The organism is Exiguobacterium sp. s181 (genome assembly GCF_018617125.1).
GTDB lineage: Bacteria > Bacillota > Bacilli > Exiguobacteriales > Exiguobacteriaceae > Exiguobacterium > Exiguobacterium profundum.
Genome location: NZ_JACSJM010000001.1, coordinates 744,083 through 768,910, shown reverse-complemented (window position 1 = coordinate 768,910; position 24,828 = coordinate 744,083). Strand labels below are relative to the sequence as shown.

20 protein-coding genes, 2 pseudogenes and 1 riboswitch are annotated in these 24,828 nt (G+C 47.3%); of the genes and pseudogenes, 7 read left to right on the top strand and 15 right to left on the bottom strand.

What is annotated here, in order from left to right:
- Positions 1 to 2 precede the first annotated feature (2 nt).
- The 3 genes from KNO70_RS03995 to KNO70_RS03985 are packed head-to-tail and all read right to left on the bottom strand — an operon-like array spanning position 3 to position 1,292.
- A complete protein-coding gene (locus KNO70_RS03995; protein WP_078147234.1) occupies positions 3 to 803 on the bottom strand; it encodes a glycosyltransferase family 2 protein in 801 nt (266 codons plus the stop codon).
- Positions 800 to 1,048, bottom strand: coding sequence for a NifU N-terminal domain-containing protein (locus KNO70_RS03990; RefSeq protein ID WP_078147235.1), 249 nt, complete (start codon positions 1,046 to 1,048; stop codon positions 800 to 802). The genes KNO70_RS03995 and KNO70_RS03990 overlap by 4 nt, the downstream gene beginning before the upstream one ends.
- Positions 1,049 to 1,061: 13 nt before the next feature.
- Entirely contained in the window at positions 1,062 to 1,292 is a 231-nt protein-coding gene (locus tag KNO70_RS03985; protein WP_074036415.1) for a DUF1871 family protein, read from the bottom strand.
- 532 nt (positions 1,293 to 1,824) lie between these two features.
- On the opposite strand from KNO70_RS03985, the gene KNO70_RS03980 reads away from it, so the two are divergent.
- From KNO70_RS03980 to KNO70_RS03970, 3 genes are read left to right on the top strand one after another with little or no spacing between them, the layout of a single operon-like run.
- Entirely contained in the window at positions 1,825 to 4,080 is a 2,256-nt protein-coding gene (locus KNO70_RS03980; RefSeq protein WP_371328165.1) for a ribonucleoside-diphosphate reductase subunit alpha, read from the top strand.
- Between the two features lie 49 nt (positions 4,081 to 4,129).
- Positions 4,130 to 4,636: a flavodoxin domain-containing protein gene (locus tag KNO70_RS03975; RefSeq protein WP_012726807.1), complete on the top strand. Its 507-nt coding sequence runs from the start codon at positions 4,130 to 4,132 to the stop codon at positions 4,634 to 4,636.
- Entirely contained in the window at positions 4,593 to 5,633 is a 1,041-nt protein-coding gene (locus KNO70_RS03970) for a ribonucleotide-diphosphate reductase subunit beta (RefSeq protein ID WP_074036411.1), read from the top strand. The genes KNO70_RS03975 and KNO70_RS03970 overlap by 44 nt, the downstream gene beginning before the upstream one ends.
- 80 nt (positions 5,634 to 5,713) lie before the next feature.
- Here the strand turns inward: KNO70_RS03970 and KNO70_RS03965 are convergent, their stop codons facing one another.
- Positions 5,714 to 7,627 (bottom strand): N-acetylmuramoyl-L-alanine amidase family protein, encoded by a 1,914-nt coding sequence (locus tag KNO70_RS03965; protein ID WP_214730449.1) that lies wholly within the window; start codon positions 7,625 to 7,627, stop codon positions 5,714 to 5,716.
- Between the two features lie 127 nt (positions 7,628 to 7,754).
- Complete coding sequence (locus KNO70_RS03960) at positions 7,755 to 8,534, bottom strand: nucleotide pyrophosphohydrolase (RefSeq protein ID WP_214811276.1); 780 nt, start codon at positions 8,532 to 8,534, stop codon at positions 7,755 to 7,757.
- A 79-nt stretch (positions 8,535 to 8,613) separates the two neighbouring features.
- Here KNO70_RS03960 and ytvI point away from each other — a divergent pair, with 79 nt between their 5' ends.
- Positions 8,614 to 9,747, top strand: coding sequence for a sporulation integral membrane protein YtvI (gene ytvI, locus KNO70_RS03955; protein ID WP_214811273.1), 1,134 nt, complete (start codon positions 8,614 to 8,616; stop codon positions 9,745 to 9,747).
- Between the two features lie 10 nt (positions 9,748 to 9,757).
- Here ytvI and KNO70_RS03950 read toward each other — a convergent pair whose 3' ends face one another.
- Positions 9,758 to 10,417 (bottom strand): DUF429 domain-containing protein, encoded by a 660-nt coding sequence (locus KNO70_RS03950; RefSeq protein WP_078147240.1) that lies wholly within the window; start codon positions 10,415 to 10,417, stop codon positions 9,758 to 9,760.
- Positions 10,418 to 10,549: 132 nt separating this feature from the next.
- Entirely contained in the window at positions 10,550 to 11,989 is a 1,440-nt protein-coding gene (locus KNO70_RS03945) for a leucyl aminopeptidase (protein ID WP_078147241.1), read from the bottom strand.
- A gap of 325 nt (positions 11,990 to 12,314) precedes the next feature.
- Here KNO70_RS03945 and ptsP point away from each other — a divergent pair, with 325 nt between their 5' ends.
- On the top strand, positions 12,315 to 14,033 hold the full coding sequence (gene ptsP, locus KNO70_RS03940) for a phosphoenolpyruvate--protein phosphotransferase (protein ID WP_078147242.1): 1,719 nt from the start codon (positions 12,315 to 12,317) through the stop codon (positions 14,031 to 14,033).
- Positions 14,034 to 14,083: 50 nt separating this feature from the next.
- Here the strand turns inward: ptsP and KNO70_RS03935 are convergent.
- The 6 genes and pseudogenes from KNO70_RS03935 to KNO70_RS03910 all read right to left on the bottom strand — a co-directional run bounded on the left by KNO70_RS03935 (position 14,084) and on the right by KNO70_RS03910 (position 21,546).
- Positions 14,084 to 14,918, bottom strand: a pseudogene (locus KNO70_RS03935) (aldo/keto reductase).
- A gap of 124 nt (positions 14,919 to 15,042) precedes the next feature.
- Positions 15,043 to 17,082 carry a glucose-specific PTS transporter subunit IIBC gene (ptsG, locus tag KNO70_RS03930; RefSeq protein ID WP_078147244.1) on the bottom strand — a complete coding sequence of 680 codons (2,040 nt, stop codon included), beginning with the start codon at positions 17,080 to 17,082 and terminating at the stop codon, positions 15,043 to 15,045.
- Positions 17,083 to 17,219: 137 nt separating this feature from the next.
- Positions 17,220 to 18,719 (bottom strand): annotated as a pseudogene (gene ptsG / locus KNO70_RS03925) (glucose-specific PTS transporter subunit IIBC); the annotation flags it as partial.
- A 221-nt stretch (positions 18,720 to 18,940) separates the two neighbouring features.
- Positions 18,941 to 19,786, bottom strand: coding sequence for a glucose PTS transporter transcription antiterminator GlcT (gene glcT, locus KNO70_RS03920; RefSeq protein WP_078147246.1), 846 nt, complete (start codon positions 19,784 to 19,786; stop codon positions 18,941 to 18,943).
- A 104-nt stretch (positions 19,787 to 19,890) separates the two neighbouring features.
- Entirely contained in the window at positions 19,891 to 20,208 is a 318-nt protein-coding gene (locus tag KNO70_RS03915; protein ID WP_047795135.1) for a YuiB family protein, read from the bottom strand.
- Between the two features lie 126 nt (positions 20,209 to 20,334).
- Positions 20,335 to 21,546 (bottom strand): NAD(P)/FAD-dependent oxidoreductase, encoded by a 1,212-nt coding sequence (locus KNO70_RS03910; protein WP_214811272.1) that lies wholly within the window; start codon positions 21,544 to 21,546, stop codon positions 20,335 to 20,337.
- A gap of 262 nt (positions 21,547 to 21,808) precedes the next feature.
- On the opposite strand from KNO70_RS03910, the gene KNO70_RS03905 reads away from it, so the two are divergent.
- Complete coding sequence (locus tag KNO70_RS03905; RefSeq protein ID WP_012726821.1) at positions 21,809 to 22,786, top strand: NAD(P)/FAD-dependent oxidoreductase; 978 nt, start codon at positions 21,809 to 21,811, stop codon at positions 22,784 to 22,786.
- A gap of 41 nt (positions 22,787 to 22,827) precedes the next feature.
- Here KNO70_RS03905 and KNO70_RS03900 read toward each other — a convergent pair whose 3' ends face one another.
- Positions 22,828 to 23,682, bottom strand: a complete 855-nt coding sequence (locus KNO70_RS03900; protein ID WP_047795134.1) for an NAD-dependent epimerase/dehydratase family protein — start codon at positions 23,680 to 23,682, stop codon at positions 22,828 to 22,830.
- A gap of 127 nt (positions 23,683 to 23,809) precedes the next feature.
- Between KNO70_RS03900 and KNO70_RS03895 the strand changes: the two genes are divergently transcribed.
- Positions 23,810 to 24,049 (top strand): hypothetical protein, encoded by a 240-nt coding sequence (locus KNO70_RS03895; RefSeq protein WP_047795133.1) that lies wholly within the window; start codon positions 23,810 to 23,812, stop codon positions 24,047 to 24,049.
- Between the two features lie 33 nt (positions 24,050 to 24,082).
- Here KNO70_RS03895 and KNO70_RS03890 read toward each other — a convergent pair whose 3' ends face one another.
- Complete coding sequence (locus KNO70_RS03890; protein WP_078147249.1) at positions 24,083 to 24,439, bottom strand: HesB/IscA family protein; 357 nt, start codon at positions 24,437 to 24,439, stop codon at positions 24,083 to 24,085.
- A 97-nt stretch (positions 24,440 to 24,536) separates the two neighbouring features.
- Positions 24,537 to 24,679: riboswitch (FMN riboswitch) on the top strand.
- Positions 24,680 to 24,828: the final 149 nt, after the last annotated feature.

Genomic DNA, 24,828 nt, shown 5'->3' with positions numbered 1-24,828 from the left:
ACTTATTCTCCTTCCGTTCGACCAGGTAGCACGCCTGTGAACGTTCTCTCTGTCTGTCTCACGAATGCACGTCGTTCCTCCTGAACGATATGGAAATTCTTCATCTCCATGTCTGTCAGACCGTGTTTTTGACAGAAATGATCAAAATAACGACGTCTCGTTTCATCCTGTTTTGCCGACAGGTTATCCGTCCCGTTGAAGGCGTAAAGTACCGTCGCACGCGCCGGGTGTGACACCGTGAATGCATCCATCACCCTCAACAAGAAATCCCAATCCCAGTAGTTATAGACGTCTTCGTCGAATAGACCGATCGTGTCATGAATCGATTTGCGATACATCGTGCCCGAAGGGATGAACGTCGAGTCCTGACGCATCCGCTCTCGATCAAACCCATAAGCGAACGGTTCCCAGTCCGTCACGACACGACGGCCCGCTCTCCATTCGAATCGGAACAGCTCAGCGTCCGAATAGACGAGGTCTGCCTGTTGAAGGTCGCGTAGTCCCTCCTCCAAGTGTGTCGGCATGAGCAAATCGTCATCGTCTAGTAGCAAGATGACATCGCCTCTCGCCTCGAGAACACCACGATTACGGGCCCGGACGTGATGGTTCTCACCCACTTCAATGACACGTGCATCCAATTGATTCAAAAAAGGCGCCAAAAGGTGTTGTTTTGGCGGCCCTTCATTATTCATGACCAAGACCTCAAACTGCTGAAATGTTTGGACCGTTAGACTTTCAAGCAGTTCCGTCAGTTCCGTCTCGCGTTTATAAGCCGGAATGACAATCGAGACAATCGGTTTCATCCGCGATATGCCGTCTCAACGAGTGGAAGAATTGCTTCCCAGCTCACACCGTTCTCCTTTGATACGGTCACAAAGTCACCATAAGCAAAGACACTCTCCACGCCTTCGATTTCAACTAGTTTTGCGAGGAGCGGCTGATTTGTCGCTTCGCCCGCCTTCACACTTTGACTCTTGGCGCCAAACACGTTCTCTGGAAGTGTCACTTTCATCGCATTCGGATTCGGTGTTGGATCAATTCGTAACATTATTGGTTCCTCCTTATAGTTGGCAAGATGACGATACGAGGAGTCGCTGCGCCATCTCGAAAATCTCTGTTTCTGGTGGACACGCATCGAACGCTTCAAGAAGCGTTCGGCGAATCACTTCGGTCAATTGTTCGGGAGAATCGACATAGGTTAATGCCATCATGACTTCATCAAACTCAGGTCCGTATGAACCTGCCCCATAACCGAGTGGGTCCCATGTTAATAATAAGTCTTCTGTACGCACTTGTTAAACCCTTCTTTTCGCTGAAATTCCATGTCCTACTTCACCAATCTACCTTACTTTTTACTCGGATACCAGCCTTGACAAATGGATTCATATTTCTTGATTCATCAGAACACTATATCTAGTATGAAATGAATATGCAGGTATTTTGATAAGTAACGTCAAATACAATCCATTCCACCTCAAACAAACGGATGAAATGTTTCATCAAGAGTGATGAAATCGAATTCATCAATTTGTGAAAAAACAAGCAAAGACAATACATAATTTTTTTTCATCTCAGTTCTCTGTCTCAAATTGGGTCATGAAGCCCTTTTGGAGCAAAAGCAAAAAGGTGACGGGCACATTCCAGAATGTCAAGGATTGAAAAACTAAATATAGGTGTTTTATGATTAAAAAGATAAAAAAGTGTCAATATATAGTTAACGGGTATTTTGATTGTTAACACGATATTGTGACAGGTAAGGAAGTTCTTATTATCCTTTTATAACGTCTACACCATCTAAAGGAGTGATCTATTTTGACATCCCCTATCCACCACGAGACGATGCTACCAGCGGCTCCAACGCTTTCTGACGTCTCTTCTCTTATTCAATCTATCCAGACACGGTATCCTCACTTAAGCGTAGAGCGCTATGAAGAACGGGCTATTCGGGCGCTCGAGACAAAAACGCTAACACAAGATGTAGTATATGACTTATTGACGATGCATGCCCTCGATATGTTGAAAGCCGAAGAACCGGACTGGACGTTCGTGGCAACGGAAATGTACTTGAACCGCCTCTATCTTGAAGCGGCACGCAACCGCGGTTACGAAGCATCTATGCGTTATGGTAACTTCTATCAACTGGTCGAGACGTTAACATCAAAACGAATTTTCACGTCAGCTCTTCTCGATACGTATTCAAAAGAAGACATGGACCATCTCGAAACATTGATCGATCCATCCCGTGACCGTCTCTTCACATATATCGGACTCCGCACGTTGTCGGACCGCTATCTTGGGCGCGATCATGTGAAGAACCTTTATGAGCTTCCACAGGAGCGCTTCATGGTCATCGCAATGACGCTCATGCAAAAAGAAGACGAGACGACTCGCTTGAAGCTCGTCGAAGAAGCTTATTGGGCTTTATCAAACCTTTATATGACGGTCGCGACACCAACGTTGTCAAACGCCGGCAAATCATATGGACAGCTCAGCTCTTGTTTCATTGATACAGTCGACGACTCTCTCCGTGGCATCTATGATTCGAACACCGATGTGGCGACACTCTCAAAAGGTGGCGGCGGAATCGGTGTCTACCTCGGGAAAATCCGTTCACGCGGTAGTGACATCAAAGGATTCAAAGGCGTCTCAAGTGGTGCTCTTCCTTGGATGAAGCAGTTGAATAACACAGCCGTCTCGGTCGACCAACTCGGTATGCGTCAAGGCTCTATTGCCGTCTATTTAGACATTTGGCATAAGGACATCTTCGAATTTCTCGACGCGAAATTGAACAACGGGGATGAGCGCCTCCGGACACACGACTTGTTCACAGGCGTCTGCCTCCCAGATCTCTTCATGCGTACGGTCGAGGCACGCGGCGACTGGTACTTGTTCGATCCACACGAGATTCGTACCGTGATGGGATATAGCCTTGAAGACTATTTTGACGAATCAGAGAACGGTGGAAGCTTCACAGAGAAATATATGGAATGTGTCAACACGCCAGAATTATCTCGTGTGACAGTTCCAGCCATCGACCTTGTAAAACGTTACATGCGCTCACAACTTGAAACAGGTACACCATATATGTTCTTCCGAGACGCAGTGAACCGCGCAAACCCAAACAAACATGCAGGGATGATTTACAGTTCAAACCTTTGTTCCGAAATCGCGCAAAACATGTCGGCAACGACAATCGAAGAAGAATACACACAAGACGGAAAAATCGTCATCACAAAGACACCTGGTGATTTCGTCGTCTGTAACTTGAGTTCAATCGCACTTGCTCGTGCCGTGAAAGCCGATGTGCTCGAACGACTCATCCCGATTCAAATGCGTATGCTCGATAACGTCATCGATTTGAATACGATCGAAGTTCCACAGGCGATGATCACGAACCAGAAGTATCGTGCAGTCGGTCTAGGAACGTTCGGTTGGCATCACTTGCTCGCACTAGAAGGAATCCGTTGGGAATCGGTCGATGCCGTTCAATATGCAGAGAAACTCTATGAAAAAATCGCGTATCTCACAATCCAAGCATCGATGGAACTCGCCAAAGAAAAAGGAGCATTCGGCGTCTTCGAAGGTTCAGAATGGCATACAGGCGAATACTTCAAGCGCCGGAACTATCGTTCACACGACGACCTCGATTGGGACGGTCTCGCAGCAGAAGTACATCAAAACGGCGTCCGTAACGCCTATATGATGGCCGTTGCACCAAACTCATCGACGGCGATTATCGCTGGTAGTACCGCATCGATTGACCCGGTCTACAAAAAGGTCTACTCAGAAGAGAAGAAAAACTATAAGATTCCAGTCACGGTTCCCGACTTGACGCCGGACACGAACTGGTTCTATAAATCAGCATTTGAAATTGATCAATTATGGAGCATCCGTCAAAACGCGGCTCGCCAGCGCCACATCGACCAAGCAATCAGCTTCAACTTATACGTGAAGAACGATGTAAAAGCGACAGAGCTTCTTGCGATGCACCTCGAGGCATGGTCTCTTGGCATGAAGTCGATTTACTACACTCGTTCGACGACCGTCGAAGTCGACGAATGTGAGTCGTGCGCTTCGTAAACCGTCGTCATAATCATTATGTACATTTTATAGAAAGGTGGTCCACCCTATGAACATCGCAATCATCTGTCATTCGATGAGTGGAAACACGGAAGAAGTGGCATCGCTCATCGAATCGACACATCATCGCCGTGGCGATACGGTCGTCCGCTATGATGCCGATCGCGTCGGATATCGCGAAGCAAAGTCGCTCGCTTCGTTCGACCTCGTCTATTTCGGCTCTTACACGTGGGCAGACGGAATCTTACCAGACGAAATGAAAGATACGTTCCGCCTCGTGTTAAAGGAACTCCAAGTGCCGATTCGACAAGCTGCGGTATTCGGAACCGGTGACAAGATGTTTGTACATTTCTGTCGCGCTGTTGACGAGATGGCGTACCACCTTTCAAAATACGGAATCCCACTTGCCGGGGAACTGCTTAAAATCGAGCAGTCCCCACGTAACCAACCGTTCAACGTCCAACATTGGGCAGAGCGGATGGCTCACCATGTAGAAGAAGGAGTTATGCATCATGTCGATTCAGAAAATCAAATTATTGTCGCCCAAACATCCTAACCGGGCAACCGCCATCATTGGCGGGGAAACGAGTTCGATCGTCAATTGGAACGATATCGCGTATCCTCAGTTCTATACCATTTACAAACAGTTATTATCGAACTTTTGGATTCCTGATGAGATCTCAATGTCTAAGGATATGCAACAATGGCCGCAATTGACTGAACGTGAACAGGATGCATTCAAACGGATCATCGGACTGCTCTCGATTCTCGACTCGGTCCAGACACGATACATCCTCGAGTCTTCTATGTTCTCATCTGACTCGTCTGTACACGCCGTTCTCGCGGTCATCGCACAACAAGAGGTCGTGCACAATCAATCATACAGCTATGTCCTATCAAGTCTCGTGCCACTCGCTGAACAAAATCGAATCTTTGACATCGCCAAAGACGATGAAATGGTCATGAAGCGCAATCAATTCATCTTGGACTTATATGAAGCGTTCCGCGAGACTCCGAACGCTGAAAACTTTGCGAAATCGCTCGTTGCATCCGTCATTCTAGAAGGCATCAACTTCTATTCAGGATTCGCTTATTTCTACAATCTCGCCCGCCACCAAAAGATGGTCGGTACATCAACGATGATCAGTTATATCCAACGTGATGAGATGCAACATTCTTACTTCATCAGCCAGCTCTTACGTGCCGTGCTGACAGAAAATCCGAAGATTGATGAAAACGGAAAGTTCAGTCAGTTCGTATACGACACGATGGCAGAAGCGGTCGATCTCGAGATCGAGTGGTGTGAATACGTTCTCCGTGACCTCGATGGACTCGACGTCAGTGAAATGCGAGACTACGTCAAATACTTGGCGAATAAACGCCTCCGCGTCATCGGTCTGAATGACTTGTATGAAGGATTTGACGAAGATGTCATGCCTTGGATCCGGGCATACTCAGATGACTCGCTCAATGCGACAAAATCTGATTTCTTCGAACAAAAGTCACGTTCTTATGCGAAAGTGACAGACGCGAACGGATTTGATGATCTATAAAATTGAACCGAACCGATTTAATCGGTTCGGTTTTTTGTACATCGAAAAAACCCAGACAATCATGTCTGGGTTAATTCAAATCAATAATAAGTCTGAACATATTTGGCAATTCCTTCAGCCACACCTTCCGCCATTTGCTGACGAGACGTGTTACTTCGAAGGTAAGTCAAATCTGTTGGTGATGAGATAAATCCTAATTCGACGAGTGCAGATGGCATTGTATTATACGTAATAACGTAATAATTAGCTGTTTTCACTCCTCGGTTCGACATTCCACTCATTTTACCCGCCAAGTTGCTTTGAATGTTTGAAGCAAGGACACGACTTCGAGCGCTGTGCGCAGACTGAGAAGAATAGAACGTTTCTACCCCTTTCGCAGATGATGAACCGGCTGCGTTGACGTGCATACTTACAAACAAATCACCACGTAACGACTTCGCTGCAGCAACTCGCTGATCTAGAGTCAAATAGACATCAGTCGAACGAGTGAGACGTACATTGTAATCATATTTTGAGCGAAGATAAGCTTCTACACGTTTCGTTACATCGAGTACAATCGTTTTCTCATAGAGAGATCCATTAACTGCTCCCGAGTCTTTTCCACCGTGTCCTGGATCAAGGACGATGACTGTTCCAGTCGATGTGCTCGGCTTAGATGTCATCACGAATGCTGAAGAAATGAAAGCATCTTGTCCGTTGAACTTGATTTTATGGAAACCATTGGTTGTCCCATAATGTAAAACAGCTGTTCCGTGATTGAGTTGACCAACCACATTCGAATCAAGACTCGCTTTCGAACGAACGTTCAATACATCACCTGGTGTGTTGATGTATACCGTACCTTTTGGTGCAGCTTCCGGCGCAGCCGGGGCTTTCCCTTTCGTCAACCACGAACTCGCTGTGTAGTAGACTTTCGAGCCGATCTGAACAGTCGACCAACTCGAATTGTACGCTTTGTATGAAACAGCCGTGTATTTCGGAAGAACCATGAGGACTTCCGAACTCTGATGGGTTTTTCCAAACAAGTTTACTGTACGGTTAGCATACCCTTGCGTGAGTCCATCATCTGGTTTCGTTGTCGTCGGAGGTTCTGTCGACGTTTTCGAAGTAGAGATCCAAGCTGTCGGTGTGTAATACGTTTCACTTCCGAGATAGACAATCGACCAACTCGAGTTGTATTTGCTCGAGACGACAGCCGTATTCACGGGAAGTATCTTCTTCACCGCCGACCGTTGATTCCGCTCAGCGAAGAGTTTCAGCTCCCGGTTTGCATACCCGTCTTTTTTCTCTACACTGCTATCCAATGTACCTTCTGTAATGCCCCAAGTCGGTGTGTAGTACGTTTCGTTCCCGATATAAACAATCGACCAGCTCGAATTATATTTGCTCGAGACGACAGCCGTATGTTTCGGAAGAACTTTCTGCACTTTCGAACGTTGGTTGCGTTCAGCGAACAACTTCAACTCACGGTTCGCGTAGCCATTTGTCCGCTCCACATTCGATTCTGTCAGTTTCGGTGCGATGTAAGCTTTTGCGGCATAGTACGTCTTGCCATTTAGGTAGACTTTTGCCCAAGAAGAATTATGAACGGCATACTTCACTTCCGTCCCCTTCTTCAACGTGGTCACAATCGTCGCCGATCGATGGGACGTGACGCGAACGTTTAAATTCGCAGTCGTCACTCCAGTAGACGTTGCCGCCTGCGTCGTTAACGAACTTGAAGTGGATGAAAGTTTTCGAATGTACTGGGCCGAGGCATAGTATGTACGATTGTTTACATACACTTTGAGCCATGACTGATTATACGTTCCATACTTTACTTTCGTGCTTTTTGGTAATGTTTTCACTACCTTCCCACTCAGACTAGGGGATGTACGAATGTTCAAATTGACAGTCGTCTCTCCATCATAAGTTGCAGCTTCGACAGATGGAAGTTGCATCCCTAACAAGAGGACCGTTAAGATGAGGGCAACTTTCAATAGTTTCATTTTCATCCAAAATATTCCTTTCTCATTGCGGCATTTCCTACTAACAACAATTTCATATTAGCATAATACTTTTTTAAAAAAAGTAAATATTTGAAAAAAAAGATGAATGTTTTTGATAAAAAGGTAAATGTTTTTATTTTGCTGGTCGGATAATCAGAAACGTCTCCGTTCCGTAATCTTCGATGGCGACAGTAAAGCCTTCTTTAACGAAAGGATTCTCTATACCAATCAATCCATCTCGTCTCTGTTGAATCACAAATCCATCCAGTCCTTCAATCGCTGCAATGCGATAAAACCGCTCGACATGTTGTTCTCGTTCTATATATCGGTCGAATCGCTCAAATGATTTAACTGGGACCCCGCCCCAATAGCGACCTGGCTGATGCGATAAATAAGTACGCACCGATGTCTCCGTGATCGGGTCCGGCGTGTGGTCAAATCGTCCGAAGTCCCGGGCCGACTTCTCTTCGATGAGGGCAAAGAGTGAATCGAACAGATTGAGATAGTAAGACGCTCCAAGAGACAAAACGGCACGCTGCAATTGCTCGATATGATGCTGTAGTGATTGACCTTTACGGTTCGGTTTTAACTTCTTATCGCCTTCATAAGCGTTCAAAATCCGCGCCACTTCTCCTGCCTCTTCAACAATTTGAAAATACAGCTTCTCTTTCGATTCTCCTCCCTCGGCCTCTGGTTGTTGCAATGCAATCGCATACTGGTTTGCCAGACACGTGGAGATCACTAGTACATCAAGTAACTCCTCTTTCAACTCATTCCGCGCCTCTCTCCTTAACGCGCCACCTACTTCTCCTACCTCTTCTAACAATCGTGCTAGCCCGGATAAAGGTCTCCAGTAACCACCTAAATGAAGAATCATCGTATCGATTTTCTGTTGAACTTCTCTCACGTTCATTCACCTATCTTTCTGCTTTATTTACCGCTTACATGATATACTATGCTCAACCTAGTTGTCCGGAAAGGGTGGGTTCCACATGTCGTCGGCAAAACTTTGGCAATTGCTTCGTTTCATTCTCGTCGTAATCGGTTTCTTTTTAATCACTTGGCTATTGAATATACTTTTCGAATATACATATCCGTTCGTATTTGCCTTGCTCTTGTCCTTGATGACCGTCCCGCTCGTCAACTTTTTCGAGCGAAAATCAAATATGCCTCGTGCACTCGGCACTCTCATTTCCTTGATCATCGTGCTTAGCATCGTCGTCGGAATCATCACCATCGTCATCATCCAATTGATTCATTATGCAACGGTGGCAGCTGAACGACTCCCTGAACAAATTGAGACACTCACCGAGTTTATCCAACGACTGTTCAATGAGAGAATCGCACCGCTCGTCAATGATGCATACCAGAGCTATCAGCAGTTAAATCCCGGACAGACGACCTCGCTCGAGGGAGGAATCACCGAGCTCGGTGTCCAACTCGCCTCAGCGATTGGTGTCTTGTCCCGCGGAGTGGCCAGTGTGCTACAAAACATGTTAGCAGCGCTTCCGCTCGTCTTGTTGCTCGTGGTCGTCATTGTCCTCGCCTGGTTCTTCATCACAAAGGATTGGCCATCATACGTCAACTCACTGAATCGTCTGAACAAACGAAAAGGATTCAAAGAATTCGAGGAAGTGATGATCAACCTCAAGTCTGCCCTATTTGGATACGTCCGTGCCCAGTTCACGCTCATCTCCATCACATTCGGGATCGTCTTGATCGGAATGCTCATCCTCCGTGTTGACAACCCGCTCTCTTTCGCTTTACTCGCGGGGTTCTTTGACCTCTTGCCTTATTTGGGGGTCGGTACGCTACTTATTCCTTGGGCCGCCTATGCCGCGGTGACAGGTGATTGGTTCGTGGCCATCGGATTGGTCGTGTTGTATATCATCGTCATCGTCCAACGCAACTTGGCTGAACCGAAAATTGTCGGTTCCCATATCGGATTGAATCCACTGGTCGCACTCATCTCCATCTTCGTTGGATTAAAGCTATTCGGTGTACTCGGCTTTATCGTCGGGCCCGTACTCGCCGTCCTGTTGAAAGCCGTATACAATGCCAAAGTGTTTCATTACATATGGCGATTTATCGTCGGTCCGCCTACGACGACAGCAAAAGAGCGATGAAATGTTGATTTCATCGCTCTTTTTTCATTTGAGGTACAGCCACTACGGGTTGATCGGATTCTGCCGGCTGAAGCGAGAGACCACTTGTCCCCGCTTCATAGGCAGCTACCGCCAAGATGCACGCATCGATAATATCGTCGATTTGGACGTTCGACATCTTCCATTTCCATGGAGAACTTTTCGAGTATTGCCGAAGTAACTCGATTCGCTCATCCTGCCCTTCGACCGTCTTTTTCGAATGACTTGCCTCATGTCCCATCATGACCGAGAAACAAACTTCCGGATGTGATTCGTAAACGTCAGATGCCTTCACCTGCTGAAACTCACGGATCCGGGGAACAAGATTCCACGCTTGTTTACTAATTCCTTTGCCAACCAACGCCCGACTCCTTTCATTCGCTTCCTCATAAGTCGCTTCTTGCAACACCTCTTGAATCGGCGGAGTGAAGACGGACGACTTTCGTTGGCTGAGTCGGCAACGCATCCACGCATCGCATTCGCGGCTCGGATGGTCGACCGTTCCTAAATCTTTCGGCATATCCACAAAATGCATGGCACCATCAATCAGCAACTCCTCCAACGTCTCCGAAATCGTTAAACAAAGTGAGATGCTGTCATATGTGATCCGTACCCAGCCGCCACGTGCACCATCAATTCCTACTCCTACCATGTCGTACCTCCTGTAACATCATCAACACGCCAAATACGGCGAGAAACACTGTACTCCCTAACCAAATACGGTTCGGCCAAACCGTGTAGCATAGGCCACACAGAATCGCCAAACCGATTACGCCACCTGCTCTTACCGCTCCCACGATTCAATCATCCGTGCGAGGGTTCGAACCATGACACCCGTCGGCCCCTTCGGACCGAGGTCATTCGCTGCCGCTCGTTCGCTCGTTCCTGCAATATCGAGATGTAGCCATGGTGTATCGCCGACAAACTCACCGACAAATGCGCCACCAAAAATCATATGCCCGAAACGACCTGGTGAGTTGTTCAAGTCGGCAACTTCCGATTTTCTCACCTTGTCGATGAAGACATCGAAATATGGCATCTGCCACACGAGTTCGTTCGTCTCACGGCTCGCCTCTTCAAGAGAACGATAGAGGGTATCGTCGTTCGTTAGACAGCCCGTCACGTCTGTCCCGAGGGCGACGAGAACGCCACCTGTGAGCGTAGCCACATCGATGATGGCTTTTGGTTCATACGTTTTCGCAAACGTGACCGCATCCGCTAATACAAGACGTCCTTCTGCATCCGTGTTCAATACTTCGATCGTCTTTCCATTCATGGCCGTGATCACATCATCTGGTTTGAACGCATCTCCAGAAATCATATTGTCGGTCGCACCGATGATGCCAATCACGTTCCGTTTTGGTCGCGTCAATCCGAGGGTCTCGAACAATCCGAGGACGGTAGCAGCGCCACCCATATCCCCTTTCATCCCGACGATGCCATCTTTCGGCTTAATTGAATAGCCGCCTGTGTCGAACGTGACACCCTTCCCGACAACGGCAATCGGAGCTTCTTCTGCCCCACGATACTCGAGTACAATCAATTTTGGAGGAATCGTCGACCCTTGGTTGACTGCGAGCAATGCCCCCATACCTAGTCCTTCCATCTCTTCTTTTTCAAGAATACGGTATTTGAAATCATGACGTTTCGCCAACTCAACCGCGTAATCCGCTAACGTCTCCGCTGTCAAAATATTGGCCGGCATCATCGTCAACGTTCGAGCGACATTGACCCCTTTCCCATAAGCCACACCCGCATCGATATCCGTCTGGTCCACGTCACCGAGCAACGTGATCGTCGGTTCTTCGACCGTTTCATTTGGAGCAGACTTATATGTAGGATGGGCATAGGTCGCCATTTCATACGCTTCTGTGAATATGCGTGCGGCACCATCCGTAAACGTATCAAGCGCTACGGCGACGTCCTTCAATCCACGTGACTTGATCAGTTTCGAGACTTTCCCGAACCAATTCCGAACATTCTCGGTCGTCATGTCATTTCGTTGACCAAGTCCGACAAATAAAACACGGGTCGTCTCACCGGCGAATGTCGGAAGGATTGTCACTTCCCCCGTCTTCGTAGAGAGGTCTCCTGATTGAATAAGCGCTTTGACGCGTCCATCAAACAATGTGTCGAGTCCCTCATCGATAGAATCAGCCGCTCCAATTCCGACGACGATTGTCTCGTAAGAATCGGTCCAATTTAATTGAGCAATTTGATACATATTGCCACTTCCCTTCTATATATATGGTAAGCATAACGAACTTCTCCAAAATAATGAAATAGTATGCGTAAGAGTCAAGAAATCTTCGAATTCATGGGCTATCTCCTCGTTGTGACGTTGTTTTATTTTATGATAGGATAAGAAAGTACGCAATCGGGCTTCTCTTCATCGTGAAGTGAGGCCAATTTGACTGGTCGAGGCTTCCCCTAGTCGTAGACCGTTGCTACTTTAACTTTCTCCGTTCTCGTTAATTCTTTTTTCTTTTCGGGTATGAAGTAACGAGGCAGGAAAGTACACTATTTCTTTGAAAAGAGGGACTACGCTTATGTCACACATTAAAGGTATTGGTGCATCTGCAGGAATTGCAGTTGCAAAAGCATTCGTCATGGAGACACCTTCATTCGATATCCCATCACACAAGATTGAAGATGTCGCTGCAGAAAAGGCTCGCTTCCAAGATGCGATCGCACAATCTAAAACGGAGCTTGAAGCCATTCGCGAACATACACTTCGTGAGCTCGGTCCAGACAAAGCCGAGATTTTCTCAGCTCACCTTTTAATCGTTGAGGACCCAGAAATCGTATCGCAAGTGAACGACAAAATTGAAAGCGAAAACATGAACGCAGCGAAGGCACTTGACGAAGTCGCCCAAACGATGATCATGATTTTCGAATCAATGGATAACGAATACATGCGCGAACGTGCAGCTGATGTTCGTGACGTCACAAAACGTGTCATGGCTCACATTCTCGGAGTGACATTCGTGACTCCAGCTTCGATTTCAGAAGAAGTCATCATCATTGCCGAAGATTTGACACCATCAGACACGGCACAACTTAACCGTAAATACGTCAAAGGATTCGCGACGAACATCGGCGGACGTACGTCTCACTCTGCCATCATGTCACGCTCACTTGAAATTCCGGCAGTAGTTGGAACAAAAGTGGCCCTTGAAGAAATCAAAAACGGTGACCTCGTCATCATCGACGGAACAGAAGGTGACGTCTTCGTCAACCCTTCAGAAGATCTCGTCAAAGAATACGAAGGCAAACGTGCTGATTTTGAAGCGTACAAAGAAGAGTTGAAGCAACTCGTCAACGAAGAGTCAATCACAGCGGACGGTCACAAAGTGAAGCTTGCTGCGAACATCGGGACACCGAACGACCTCGAAGGCGTTTTGAAAAACGGTTCAGATGCAATCGGGCTCTATCGTACGGAGTTCCTATATATGGACTCTGAAACGTTCCCGACTGAAGAAGAGCAATACACAGCTTACAAAACGGTTCTTGAAGGCATGGAAGGCAAGCAAGTCGTCATCCGTACACTCGACATCGGTGGCGACAAAGAGTTGTCATACCTTGACCTCCCGAAAGAAATGAACCCGTTCCTCGGCTATCGTGCCATCCGCCTTTGCCTTGAGGAAACAGATTTGTTCCGCACACAACTTCGTGCCCTTCTCCGCGCCTCAGCTCACGGGAACCTCGCCATCATGTTCCCAATGATTGCGACACTCGAAGAGTTCCGCGCGGCGAAAGCCCTTCTTCTCGAAGAAGAAGCGAAGTTGAAAGAAGAAGGAATCGAAGTCGGACAATATGAGACTGGAATGATGGTTGAAATTCCATCAACGGCTGTCATGGCGAAACAATTCGCAAAAGAAGTCGACTTCTTCTCAGTCGGAACGAACGACTTGATTCAATACACGATGGCGGCTGACCGGATGAACGAAAAAGTTTCTTACTTGTACCAACCGTTCAACCCTGCCATCTTGAACCTTCTCCACAATGTCATCACTGAAGCACACAAAGCTGGCAAATGGGTCGGCATGTGTGGAGAGATGGCTGGAGAAGAACTCGCGATTCCAATCCTTCTCGGTCTTGGTCTCGACGAATTCTCGATGTCCGCTTCAAGCGTCCTTCGTGCGCGTAGCCTCGTGAAACGCTTGACGAAGTCGGAAACAGAAGCAATCGTCAACGAAGTCCTCAACATGGACACAGCTGAAGAAGTCGTGAACTTCCTTAGCGAAAAGTTCGACATTAAGAAATAATGGCAAAAGTCCTTCTCTCACTCGAGAGAAGGACTTTTTTATATACTGCATTAGAAATCAAAATCATCTGGGTCTGGACCGACACGTTGATATCGGTCGAGTGAGTCGATTCGTTCCATTTGATCTTTGGTCAATTCAAAGTCATGAACATCGAAGTTTTCTGCGATTCGATGTGGTTTGATGGATTTTGGAATAATCACCCATCCCGTTTGGAGATGCCACCGTAACAACACCTGGGCGACGGAACGATCGACTTCCTTTGCGACCTCTACTAAAGTCTGCTCTTCGAACAACCCTCCCTGCATAAGCGGTGCCCAAGCGACCGGTACGATGCCGTGCTCGCTCATATACGATGCTAACTCGGTTTGACGAAGCAACGGATGCCGTTCAACTTGGTTCACGGCTGGAACGAGGTCACTGTTTGCAGCCAATGTCTCGAGGTGATGGACTTGGAAGTTACTCACCCCGACTGCCCCGACACGTCCCTCTCGATACAACGTTTCGAGGGCACGCCAACTCTCGACCATCTTGTCTTCCACCGGCCAATGAATCAAATACAAATCTAACTGTTCCAATCCAAGACGAACGAGTGACGCCTCGTAGGCGGAGATGGCAGCATCGTAACCTTGATCAGCGTTCCATAGTTTCGATGTGATAAATAAATCTTCCCCGGGAAATATTTGCGATTTCCATTCCTTTTCGGATTCCGTCACCGACCCCCTCTTCATTCTCATAAACGGCTGCCGTATCGATATGACGGTATCCTTGACGAATCGCCTCGACGACGGCATCCATGACTGTATCCCCATCTTTAACTTTGAAGACGCCAAGTCCAATAGTAGGAATGGCTTTCTGACCGTGATTCAATTGTATGGATTGTTTCATTTGTACCCCTTCTTTCGTGAGAATTCTCCTTCACTATAAGGGGGATTCTCCTTTTCCGGAATAAGGCACATTGAAGTAACTACACAAATCGAGCCGCCCCATGATAGGAGCGGCTCGTAATCATTTATTCTGGTCCTCTGTCATCGGCTCTAAAGTCGAGCGCTTCACCCGCGACGACAGTCTCACCGAATGGTACGACGACGACTTTTCCGTCCCCGTTCGTCCAAATGATTGGTGTAATCAGTGACGGCACTTTATCACGAATCGCGCTGAGGTCGACTTCGAGAAGGACGTCTCCCGCTTCGACCCGGGCGCCTTCTTCGACTCTCGCTGTGAATCCTTCCCCTTTCAGGTTGACCGTATCGAGACCGACGTGGATCAATAGTTCACGTCCATCGTCAGCCAAAATGCCAATCGCATGTTTCGTCGGGAAGAATGTCGTGATTTGACCGGTCACCGGCGAAACGACCTGTCCGGAACTTGGTTCAATCGCAAACCCTTCTCCCATCATGCGACCCGAGAAGACTTGATCCGGCACATCATCAAGTGATAACAGGACACCAGACATCGGAGCCAAGAAGCGATGATCGGCTTGTTCAGCCGCTTCCGGTGTAATGACTGCCTTCTCTACTTTTTCTTTCGGTTTGTATTCGCCACCTTCGATGATGGTCGCGATTTGTGATTTGAGCGTGTCCGATTTTGGTCCGAAGATGGCTTGGATATTGTCTCCTACTTCAAGGACACCAGCGGCACCGAGCGTTTTTAGAAGGTCTTTGTCAACTTGTTTCACGTCATTGACGGTGACACGAAGTCGCGTGATACATGCATCTAAATGTTTAATGTTTTCAGGACCACCGAGTCCGACGAGCACTTCATATGGCAAGTCGTCCCCAATCCCCGCTTTGTCCCCTTTCGTGCCAGTCTGCACGTCACGTCCAGGAATTTTCAGGTCAAACTTCGTAATAGCGAACCGGAATCCAAAGTAGTAGATGACCGCAAAGACGAGACCAACCGGGATGACGAGCCACCAGGCCGTCCGGTTCGGCAGGACCCCGAAGAGCAGATAGTCAATGAGACCACCAGAGAAGGTCATCCCAATCTTGACGTTCAGTAAATGCATCGTCATGAAGGAGAGACCGGCAAAGACGGCGTGAATTCCGAAGAGAAGTGGTGCAACGAAAACGAATGAGAATTCGACTGGTTCTGTGATCCCTGTCAAGAATGACGTAAGGGCAGCCGAGAAATAGAGACCCTCGACGTCTTTCCGCCGTTCTTTCGGAACCGTGTGGAACATGGCGAGACAGGCTGCTGGTAAGCCGAACATCATGAACGGGAATTTCCCGGTCATGTACGTACCGGCTGTGAATTCCACGCCGTCACGCAGTTGTGCGAAGAAGATCCGCTGGTCACCTTGTACGAGATCACCTGCTTGGTTCGTATACTCCCCGAATTGGAACCAGAATGGAGAATACCAAATATGGTGAAGACCGAACGGAATCAAGGAACGTTCTACTAATCCAAAGATGAATGCTGATAAGGCAACGTTTGCCTCGATGACCGTACTTGAGAACGTGTTGATCACATTCCCAATCGGTGGCCATATATATGCGAGCGCAATCCCGATAATCAAACTGAATGCGGCCGTCGCAATCGGGACGAACCGCTTCCCTGCAAAGAACCCTAAGAAATCTGGCAACTTGATGTTGAAATACTTGTTGTACGCATAGGCTGCAACAAGACCTGCGATAATCCCCCCGAATACCCCCATTTGGAGTGTCGGAATACCGAGAACGGTGGCATACTGCGGATCACCTTGAGCGATTTCCGCGGTAATCCCATTCCATGTGCTAATGACTTTGTTCATGATCAAATAACCGACAATGGCTGCTAGACCAGCAACCCCGTCCCCGTTCGCCAGGCCGATCGCGACCCCGACGGCAAACAGTAACCCTAAGTTTGCGAAGACGATGTCCCCGGCATCTGTCATGACTTGCCAAATCAGGACAAGTGAGTCATTCGCCAGAAACGGGAGCAATTCAACGAGGTCCGGGTTTTGGAATGCGGTACCAAACGCCAAGAGAAGACCGGCTGCCGGTAAGATCGCAACCGGAAGCATGAGTGCTTTCCCGATCCGTTGTAAAACGCCAAACACTTTCTTCCACATCATGGTTCCCTCCTTTGTCAGAATACTTACTTTTTCCCTCTAACGTTTGGATGAAACCGTTTCATATAAAAGAAAAAGACCAACCCCGAAGGATTGGTCTAGGTCATCAATTAGTTGACTTTCTTTTCGTTACCTGAAGCGATGACCGCTTGGATTTCTGATTTCAATGCGTCCGAACGTGGTCCGAAGATTGCTTGAATGTTGTTACCAACTTCAAGGACACCAGAAGCGCCAAGTCGTTTTAACTCATCTTTGTTTACGTTTGCTTTGTCTTTAACTTCGACACGAAGACGTGTGATACATGCATCGAGGTGTTTGATGTTTTGTGAGCCACCAAGACCTACGAGGATATCTTGTGCAAGTTCCGAACCAGTAGCTGTTGATTGTTCAACAACCTCATCTTCACGACCTGGAGTTTTAAGGTTGAACTTACGGATAACGAAGCGGAATCCGAAGTAGTAAATAACCGCGAACACGAGACCGACTGGAATAACGAGCCACCAAGCCGTACGACCTGGAAGAACACCGAAGAGCAAGAAGTCGATCAAACCACCCGAGAACGTCATCCCGATTTTCACGTTCAAGATGTGCATTGTCATGAATGAAAGACCTGCGAATACCGCGTGTACTGCGAAGAGAAGTGGTGCTACGAACAAGAATGAGAACTCGATTGGTTCTGTGATACCAGTCAAGAACGATGTAAGGGCAGCAGAAGCCAAGAGACCACCGACAACCGCTTTACGCTCAGGACGTGCTTCGTGATACATTGCGAGTGCTGCTGCAGGAAGACCGAACATCATGAACGGGAATTTACCAGTCATGAACGTACCTGCTGTCAATTCAGCACCATCACGAATTTGTGCGAAGAAGATCGCTTGGTCACCACGTACAACATTACCCGCTGCATCTGTGTATGAACCGAATTCAAACCAGAACGGTGAGTAGAAGATGTGGTGAAGACCGAATGGAATCAATGAACGTTCGATTAAACCGAAGATGAACGCTGCGAATGTACGGTTTTCATTCAACATGAAGTTTGAGAATGAGTTCAATCCGTGCTGAACTGGTGGCCATACTAATAGTAAAACGAAACCAGCAACGACGGCTGCAACTGCTGTTACGATTGGAACGAAACGTTTACCAGCGAAGAAACCAAGGAACTGTGGCAATTCGATATTGAAGTACTTGTTATAGGCCCATGCGGCGATGAGACCCATGATGATCCCTCCGAATACCCCTGTTTGGAGCGTTGGGATACCGAGTACGTTCGCGTAAGCCGGGTCACCTTGTGCCAATACTTCAGGTGTGAGTTCGAGCCAAACACCCATGACTTTGTTCATGATCAAGAATCCAACGATTGCCGCAAGTCCGGCTACGCCGTCACCTGCTAAACCGATGGCGACACCGACTGCGAACAAGAGCGCCAAGTTCGAGAAGATGATTCCACCTGCTTGCTCCATCAATTGAGCGAATTTCACGACGCCTTCGTTCGTTAACCAACCAGCGCGTGATGTAAGTTGTGGGTTTTGCATTGCGTTACCGAACGCAAGAAGAAGACCGGCTGCCGGCAAGATCGCAACAGGAAGCATAAGTGCTTTACCGACTTTTTGAAGAACACCAAAGATCTGCTTAAACATCAACATTTCCTCCTTTTTTTAAGTACGTATAAACAATATGATAGCGGCGTAGATGTCAGACAACCGACGTATCTAAACGTTTTCATAAATCACGTTTATAAAAACAGAAAAGGCATGAATAAGGATAGAACGTAGACCTCTCCCAATGGAGACATCACATAACGTTCCACTCCTTACTCATGCCTGATCGAATCAGTAACACGTAAGACACGTGGTATCATTTATCTACTTGTTAGGCGCTGGAGATGCATCGTCAAATATGTCGCTTCACCTCGTGGGACAGGACGCTTTAATTCGCGTTCCATGATGCCCATCAGCTCCCAAGCAGTACTATAGCATAGCGGATATTCGTCGCGCAACACCTTTTCAATTTTTTGTGGTGCCTCGACCGTCTCACCTGTCGCGACCCGCTCAACGGCGTACCTTAAGTGCCGAAGTAAGCGCTTATAATCGAGTGATGTCCGGTCCATTTTCACGTTCAAATGACTCTCAATCGTCTGAACAATTTGCCCGATGATTTGATTATGACGGTTGACCTCGAGGACGTTTTTGAACGTCGTCGCCGAGTGAATATGAAGGGCGATAAACCCTGTTTCCGCATCCGGGAGCAAAACGTTCAATCGTTCATGAAACATATCGACGATCCGTTCCGCGAGCGCAAACTCGTTTGGATAGAGCGATTCCGTTTCAAGTAAAAACGGATTCGTCACTTCCATCCCTTGTTCGATTCGCTTCATCGTGAAGAACAAGTGATCCGTCAAACCGATATGGATGTGCTCATCGACTTTCTTGCCCGTACTCGTCTCAATGAAGCAGACAATCTCTTGCATGAACGCAATGAAGTCCTCGTCGACATGTTTGACGAGTTCTTGATATTGAGATTGCTCTTCTTTATCTGTCAGTTGATACACTTTCTCCGGGACGCTGGCCGGGTCGACGAGGTCGCCTGGTTTTTTGCCAAAGCCAATCCCCTTCCCGAGTAGAATGACTTCCGGATCCGTATCATGTTGACAAATGACAACGCTATTATTCAACACTTTTTTGATCGTATACATCGGTAATGTCATTCGCATCGCATCCCTTACTAAAAATCGTTTCGCTATCTAGTATATCGGTTCATGCCCTAAAAAAGTAGGGACAAAACAAAAAAGGCGAACATTTCTGTCGCCAATTAAAACATTGAATAACCGCTCTTTCGTAAGAAACGAATCGTCACACCAGCTAGAATTGCACCGAGCAATCCAAAGCCGAGCATGAATAAATCGAGAAGTTGCAACCCGACGAGTCCTTCATAGACACTCGTAAGCGCGGTCGATGTCTCGGTCACGTAACTCGAAAGTTTGACATTATCAATCATCATGATGACAAAAATTGGATAAATGAACACGAGTGTCCATGTTTTTTTAAGTAACATATTCAAGATGAAGCCGATACTGAAAAAAATCGTCATATATAAAACGGCTCCAATGACTGCTTGGATAATATGCATGTGTTGCCCCCCTTGTCCGCTCTTCATTATACAAAATTTCGACCAACGAGGTCAAAGAACTTCCTATGACAATTTCGAAAGAAAAACAGCCCGTTCTGAGACAGAACGAGCCATGCAATCATGAAATTAGAACTTCCCTTTTTTAAGGACGAGTCCGTATTTTTTCAATTCGATGAAGTGTTTGTTGTCAATGACTTTCTTCATGAATGAAGCGTTGCGACCGAAGATCTTTTTGCCCATCACGATTCCGATTCCATCGTTATGACCGAGTGAAGCAACTGTTCCTTTGCTCTCGTAAGTGAACTTCGAAGTCGATTTGCCATTGATAAGTGCCGCGATGTTTTTCGCAACGTTGTGCGCTTGTTGTGTCGCGATTTGTGCCGTCGGTGGGTATGGACGGTTCGATGCAGGGTCCATGACCGCTGAGCAGTCACCGATGATGAAGACGTTGTCGTGACCTGGTGCACGGTTGTCCGCTTCCACCATGACACGGTTACGGACCGCTTCAAATCCTGATTTTTCGATGATCGGGCTACCACTTACGCCACCTGTCCAGATGATCGTGTTGGCACGAATCGTTTCTGTCGTGTCACCTTGAAGTGGACCGAATGTCACCACACCTGGCTCGACACCTTTGATTCCGTTACCGAGTTTCATCTCGACACCGTTACGCTCCAACCATTTCTGTGCGTATGTCGTGAGTTCTGGGTCGAAACCAGGAAGAACTGTTGGTGCCGCTTCAATGTTGACGATGCGAACCGCTTCGCGTGGAACGTCATACTGTTTGCAAAGTTCAGGGATTCGGTTGACGATTTCACCGAGGAATTCGATTCCTGTAAATCCGGCACCACCGACAACGATCGTCACGAACGAGTTGTCTGAAGAACCGTTTGTTTTATATTGAGTGAATGAATATTCGATGTGCTCTTTGATTTTACGAACACTGTTCAACGAGCTGATTGTCATCGCATGTTCTTTCAAGCCTGGGATACCGAACGTTTCAGGTACACCGCCGAGACCGATGACGACATAGTCGTATTCGACGACAGAACCATCTTCAAGCGTGACTTGTTTGGCAGCAGTATCGACGCGATCGACGATCCCTTTGACAAGTTTCACACGTGACGGGTTCACAATATCGTTAATGTAGATGCGCGCTTGGTCTGGGTTCATCGTCCCAGCAGCTGGTTCGTGAAGCCATGTCGTTTGGTAGTGATAATCATGCTTGTTGATGAGCGTGATGTTCGCATCACCTGCAGCGAGTGTCTTTTGAAGGTTGACGGCTGTGATGAGTCCACCGAAGCCCGCACCAAGAATAACAATGTTAGGTCGTTTCATGTTCATTTCCACCTTGTTTAAAGTTTTGTTTTTTGAACAACTATGTTGTGTGTTTCTTCACATAGACGTTCACAATAAAGCCTATCCTTGTTCAACATCTGTTCACAATTGCTTCTGTTTCATTGTACGCTCTTTAAATTGAATTCTCAATGGAAAAGCTTATCTTCTTGAATTTTTTTTGAAAGTGTTGCATGTTTGTACTGAATGGATTTAATTCAATAAACTCTCTATAATAGATGTATACGCTTTGAGGAGGAATTCGATGAAGACGACGAAAGATGTAATCATCATCGGTGGCGGCCCGGTCGGACTGTTCACCGCATTTTATGCAGGCATGCGCCAACTCGATACGACGTTGATTGAAAGCTTACCGCAACTTGGTGGTCAGTTGTCAACGCTCTATCCTGAAAAATATATTTATGATATTGCCGGTTTCCCGAAAGTAAAAGCACAGGACTTGATCGATCAACTAAAAGCACAAGCTGACCAGTTCGAACAAGATTACCGTCTCGGTGAAACGGTGGAAACGGTGGAACGTCTCGAGGACGGCACGTTCGTATTGACAACAAATAAAGAAGAATATCATACGAAAGCCATCATTATCACGGCCGGAAACGGTGCCTTCTCGGCTCGTCCACTCGGGCTTGATGGCTGCGAAGATTACGCCAACCTTCATTACTTCGTCGACAACATGGAGAAATTCCGTGATCGCCGTGTCATGATTGCCGGCGGTGGCGATTCAGCCGTCGACTGGGCACTCATGCTTGAAGGAATCGCAAAAGAAGTCCACATCGTTCACCGTCGTGACCGCTTCCGTGCTCATGAACATACGGTAGAACAGATGAAGGCATCGACGATTAACGTCCTCACGCCTTATAACATCGAGTCACTGTCTGGTGAGACACACATTGAATCTGTCGAATTGACAGATAAGGATGGCGAATCAAAAATCGTTGAAATCGATGATTTGATTTGTAACTACGGATTCGTTTCATCGCTCGGTCCAATCAAGAACTGGGGAATGGAATTCGAGAAAAACACAATCCGTGTCGATTCACGTATGGAAACGACCGTTGCCGGCATCTTCGCTTGCGGTGATATCGCCACATACGAAGGGAAAGTAAAATTGATTGCGACCGGTTTCGGTGAAGCCCCAATCGCCATCAACCAAGTGAAACAGCTCGTGGATCCGACTGCTCGTCATCCGCAACACTCGACATCTGTATTTGCTGGGAAATAACCAAAAACGCTTCTGTGGACCACATCCACAGAAGCGTTTTTTTATCTTTTCATCGTTTGAACGATGACCCGGTCAATCCAGTCATCGAGTTGCGTAAACACAAACCCCGCCTTCTTCGCCTCAGCAATCGACATATAATAGTCGACATCCGAATCATACGGTGACGAGTCTCCATCTTTTATGATCTGGACGGGTTTTCCAACGTGTTGACCGATCCGCTCCATCAAGGCCCCCATCGAGATGAGGCCATCGCTCGCCGCATTGAACGGCCCAGTCACGTTGGCACGTCCGACCCATTCTAAGAAGGCGGCCGCTTCCGCGCTCGAGATGAAGCCCATCTTCGCCTCTGGATGATGTAAGACAACCGGTTCCTCGTTCCGGATTGCATCTACATAAAACTTCAATCGGTCTGTATAGTCATCCGGACCTAACACGATCGGTAATCGTACGGTCGCCACCGGGAAAGAGGCGCGATGGAAGAAGAATGATTCCGCCTCGCGTTTCCCTTGTCCGTAGTCATGTTCGGATTCAAGATGATATTCGTAATGGAGCGGATTGAAGTCGCTCTCTTTTAAATCAGGACCAGGTGCGTAGACCGACATCGTCGACGTGAGCACATATTTTCCGACTTTGTCCATGAACGCATCCGAGGCGATTTTTGCCTGATACGGAGTAAAACAAATGTTGTCATAGACGAGGTCGTACCGTTCGCGGGCCAAGTCTTTCATCGTCGCGACCGATTGCCGGTCTCCTTTGACAGACCGAATCCCTTCAGCTTCCGGTACCTGTAGTTGCCCCCTCGTCACAATCGTCACATCGTCCCCTGCTTCAGCAAGTCGCAATGCGAGCCGTTTTCCGAAATAGCGTGACCCTCCGAATATCAATACTTTTCTCATGACCCTGAATCCTCCCATTTGTAATGACGTCCCTACTCATTTTCCCTTCAAAGAAACAGACTAATCTACCACTTTTACACGTATTCTTGCTATTCTAATAAGTAAAGACTTGTTAGGGGGCTCGAATATGCACCAAATCATGTTAGAAAAAGGTTGGACGTATGAACTACCACCACAGTATGCGATCTATCAGAGCTTATCTGATTTCAGTCGTTACTCTGTCCTCGACCAAGAGGAAGAGAGTGTCTGCTCATTCCGCATCACGAATGACACATGTACAATCACAGGCTTTCGGCCTTGGCAACATCACATCGAACTCGACGTAACTGCAAAAGTCATTCGGTTGATTTTGACAGAAGAAGAATAAGAACCGATCGCAATCGCGATCGGTTCTTATTCTTTAGCATTCTCCTGGCGTACCTGCATTCGTCGCTGTCCGGAAACTCGAACCGCAACCGCATGTTGCAATCGCATTTGGGTTTTTAATTGTGAAACCGCCACCGAGCATCGACTGCTTATAATCAATCTCGAGGCCATCAACGACCCCATGATCCACTTCCGCAACGATGACGCGGACACCATGATGGTCGAATTGAATGTCTTTGTCCGTCTTGTCCTCGTCGAAGCCCATCCCGTATGAAAGTCCTGTACATCCGCCACCTTGTACCTTCACTCGCAAGTATTGCGCATCCGGGCGTTCCGTCTGTTTCATCATCTCTAGCACTTGAAGTGCGGCTGACTCTGTTAAATGAATCATCTGAACTCCTCCTCATATATCTTCAATTCAAGTCAATTGACTTGTCATCTTGTGGATTATCTTGTATAACTAAACTGTAACAAAAAAAATTAAATCGTTCCATCTTCGGGGCAGGGTGAAATTCCCGACCGGCGGTATTGAAGAATATATTCTTCTCAGCCCGTGAGCGAGCAAGGCGTTGCTTGCTGATTTCGTGAGATTCGAAAGCCGACAGTATAGTCTGGATGGGAGAAGATGGCGGCATCCGACCGATATCCGGATGTTTTCTTTGACGTGGACTTTTCCACCTCGGAAAACATCTATTTCGTATGCGCGTAAACTCTCCCGATTGTCTTCATTGCAATCGGGTTTTTATATGCGACGGATGCCATTCATCGAGGAGCGACCTA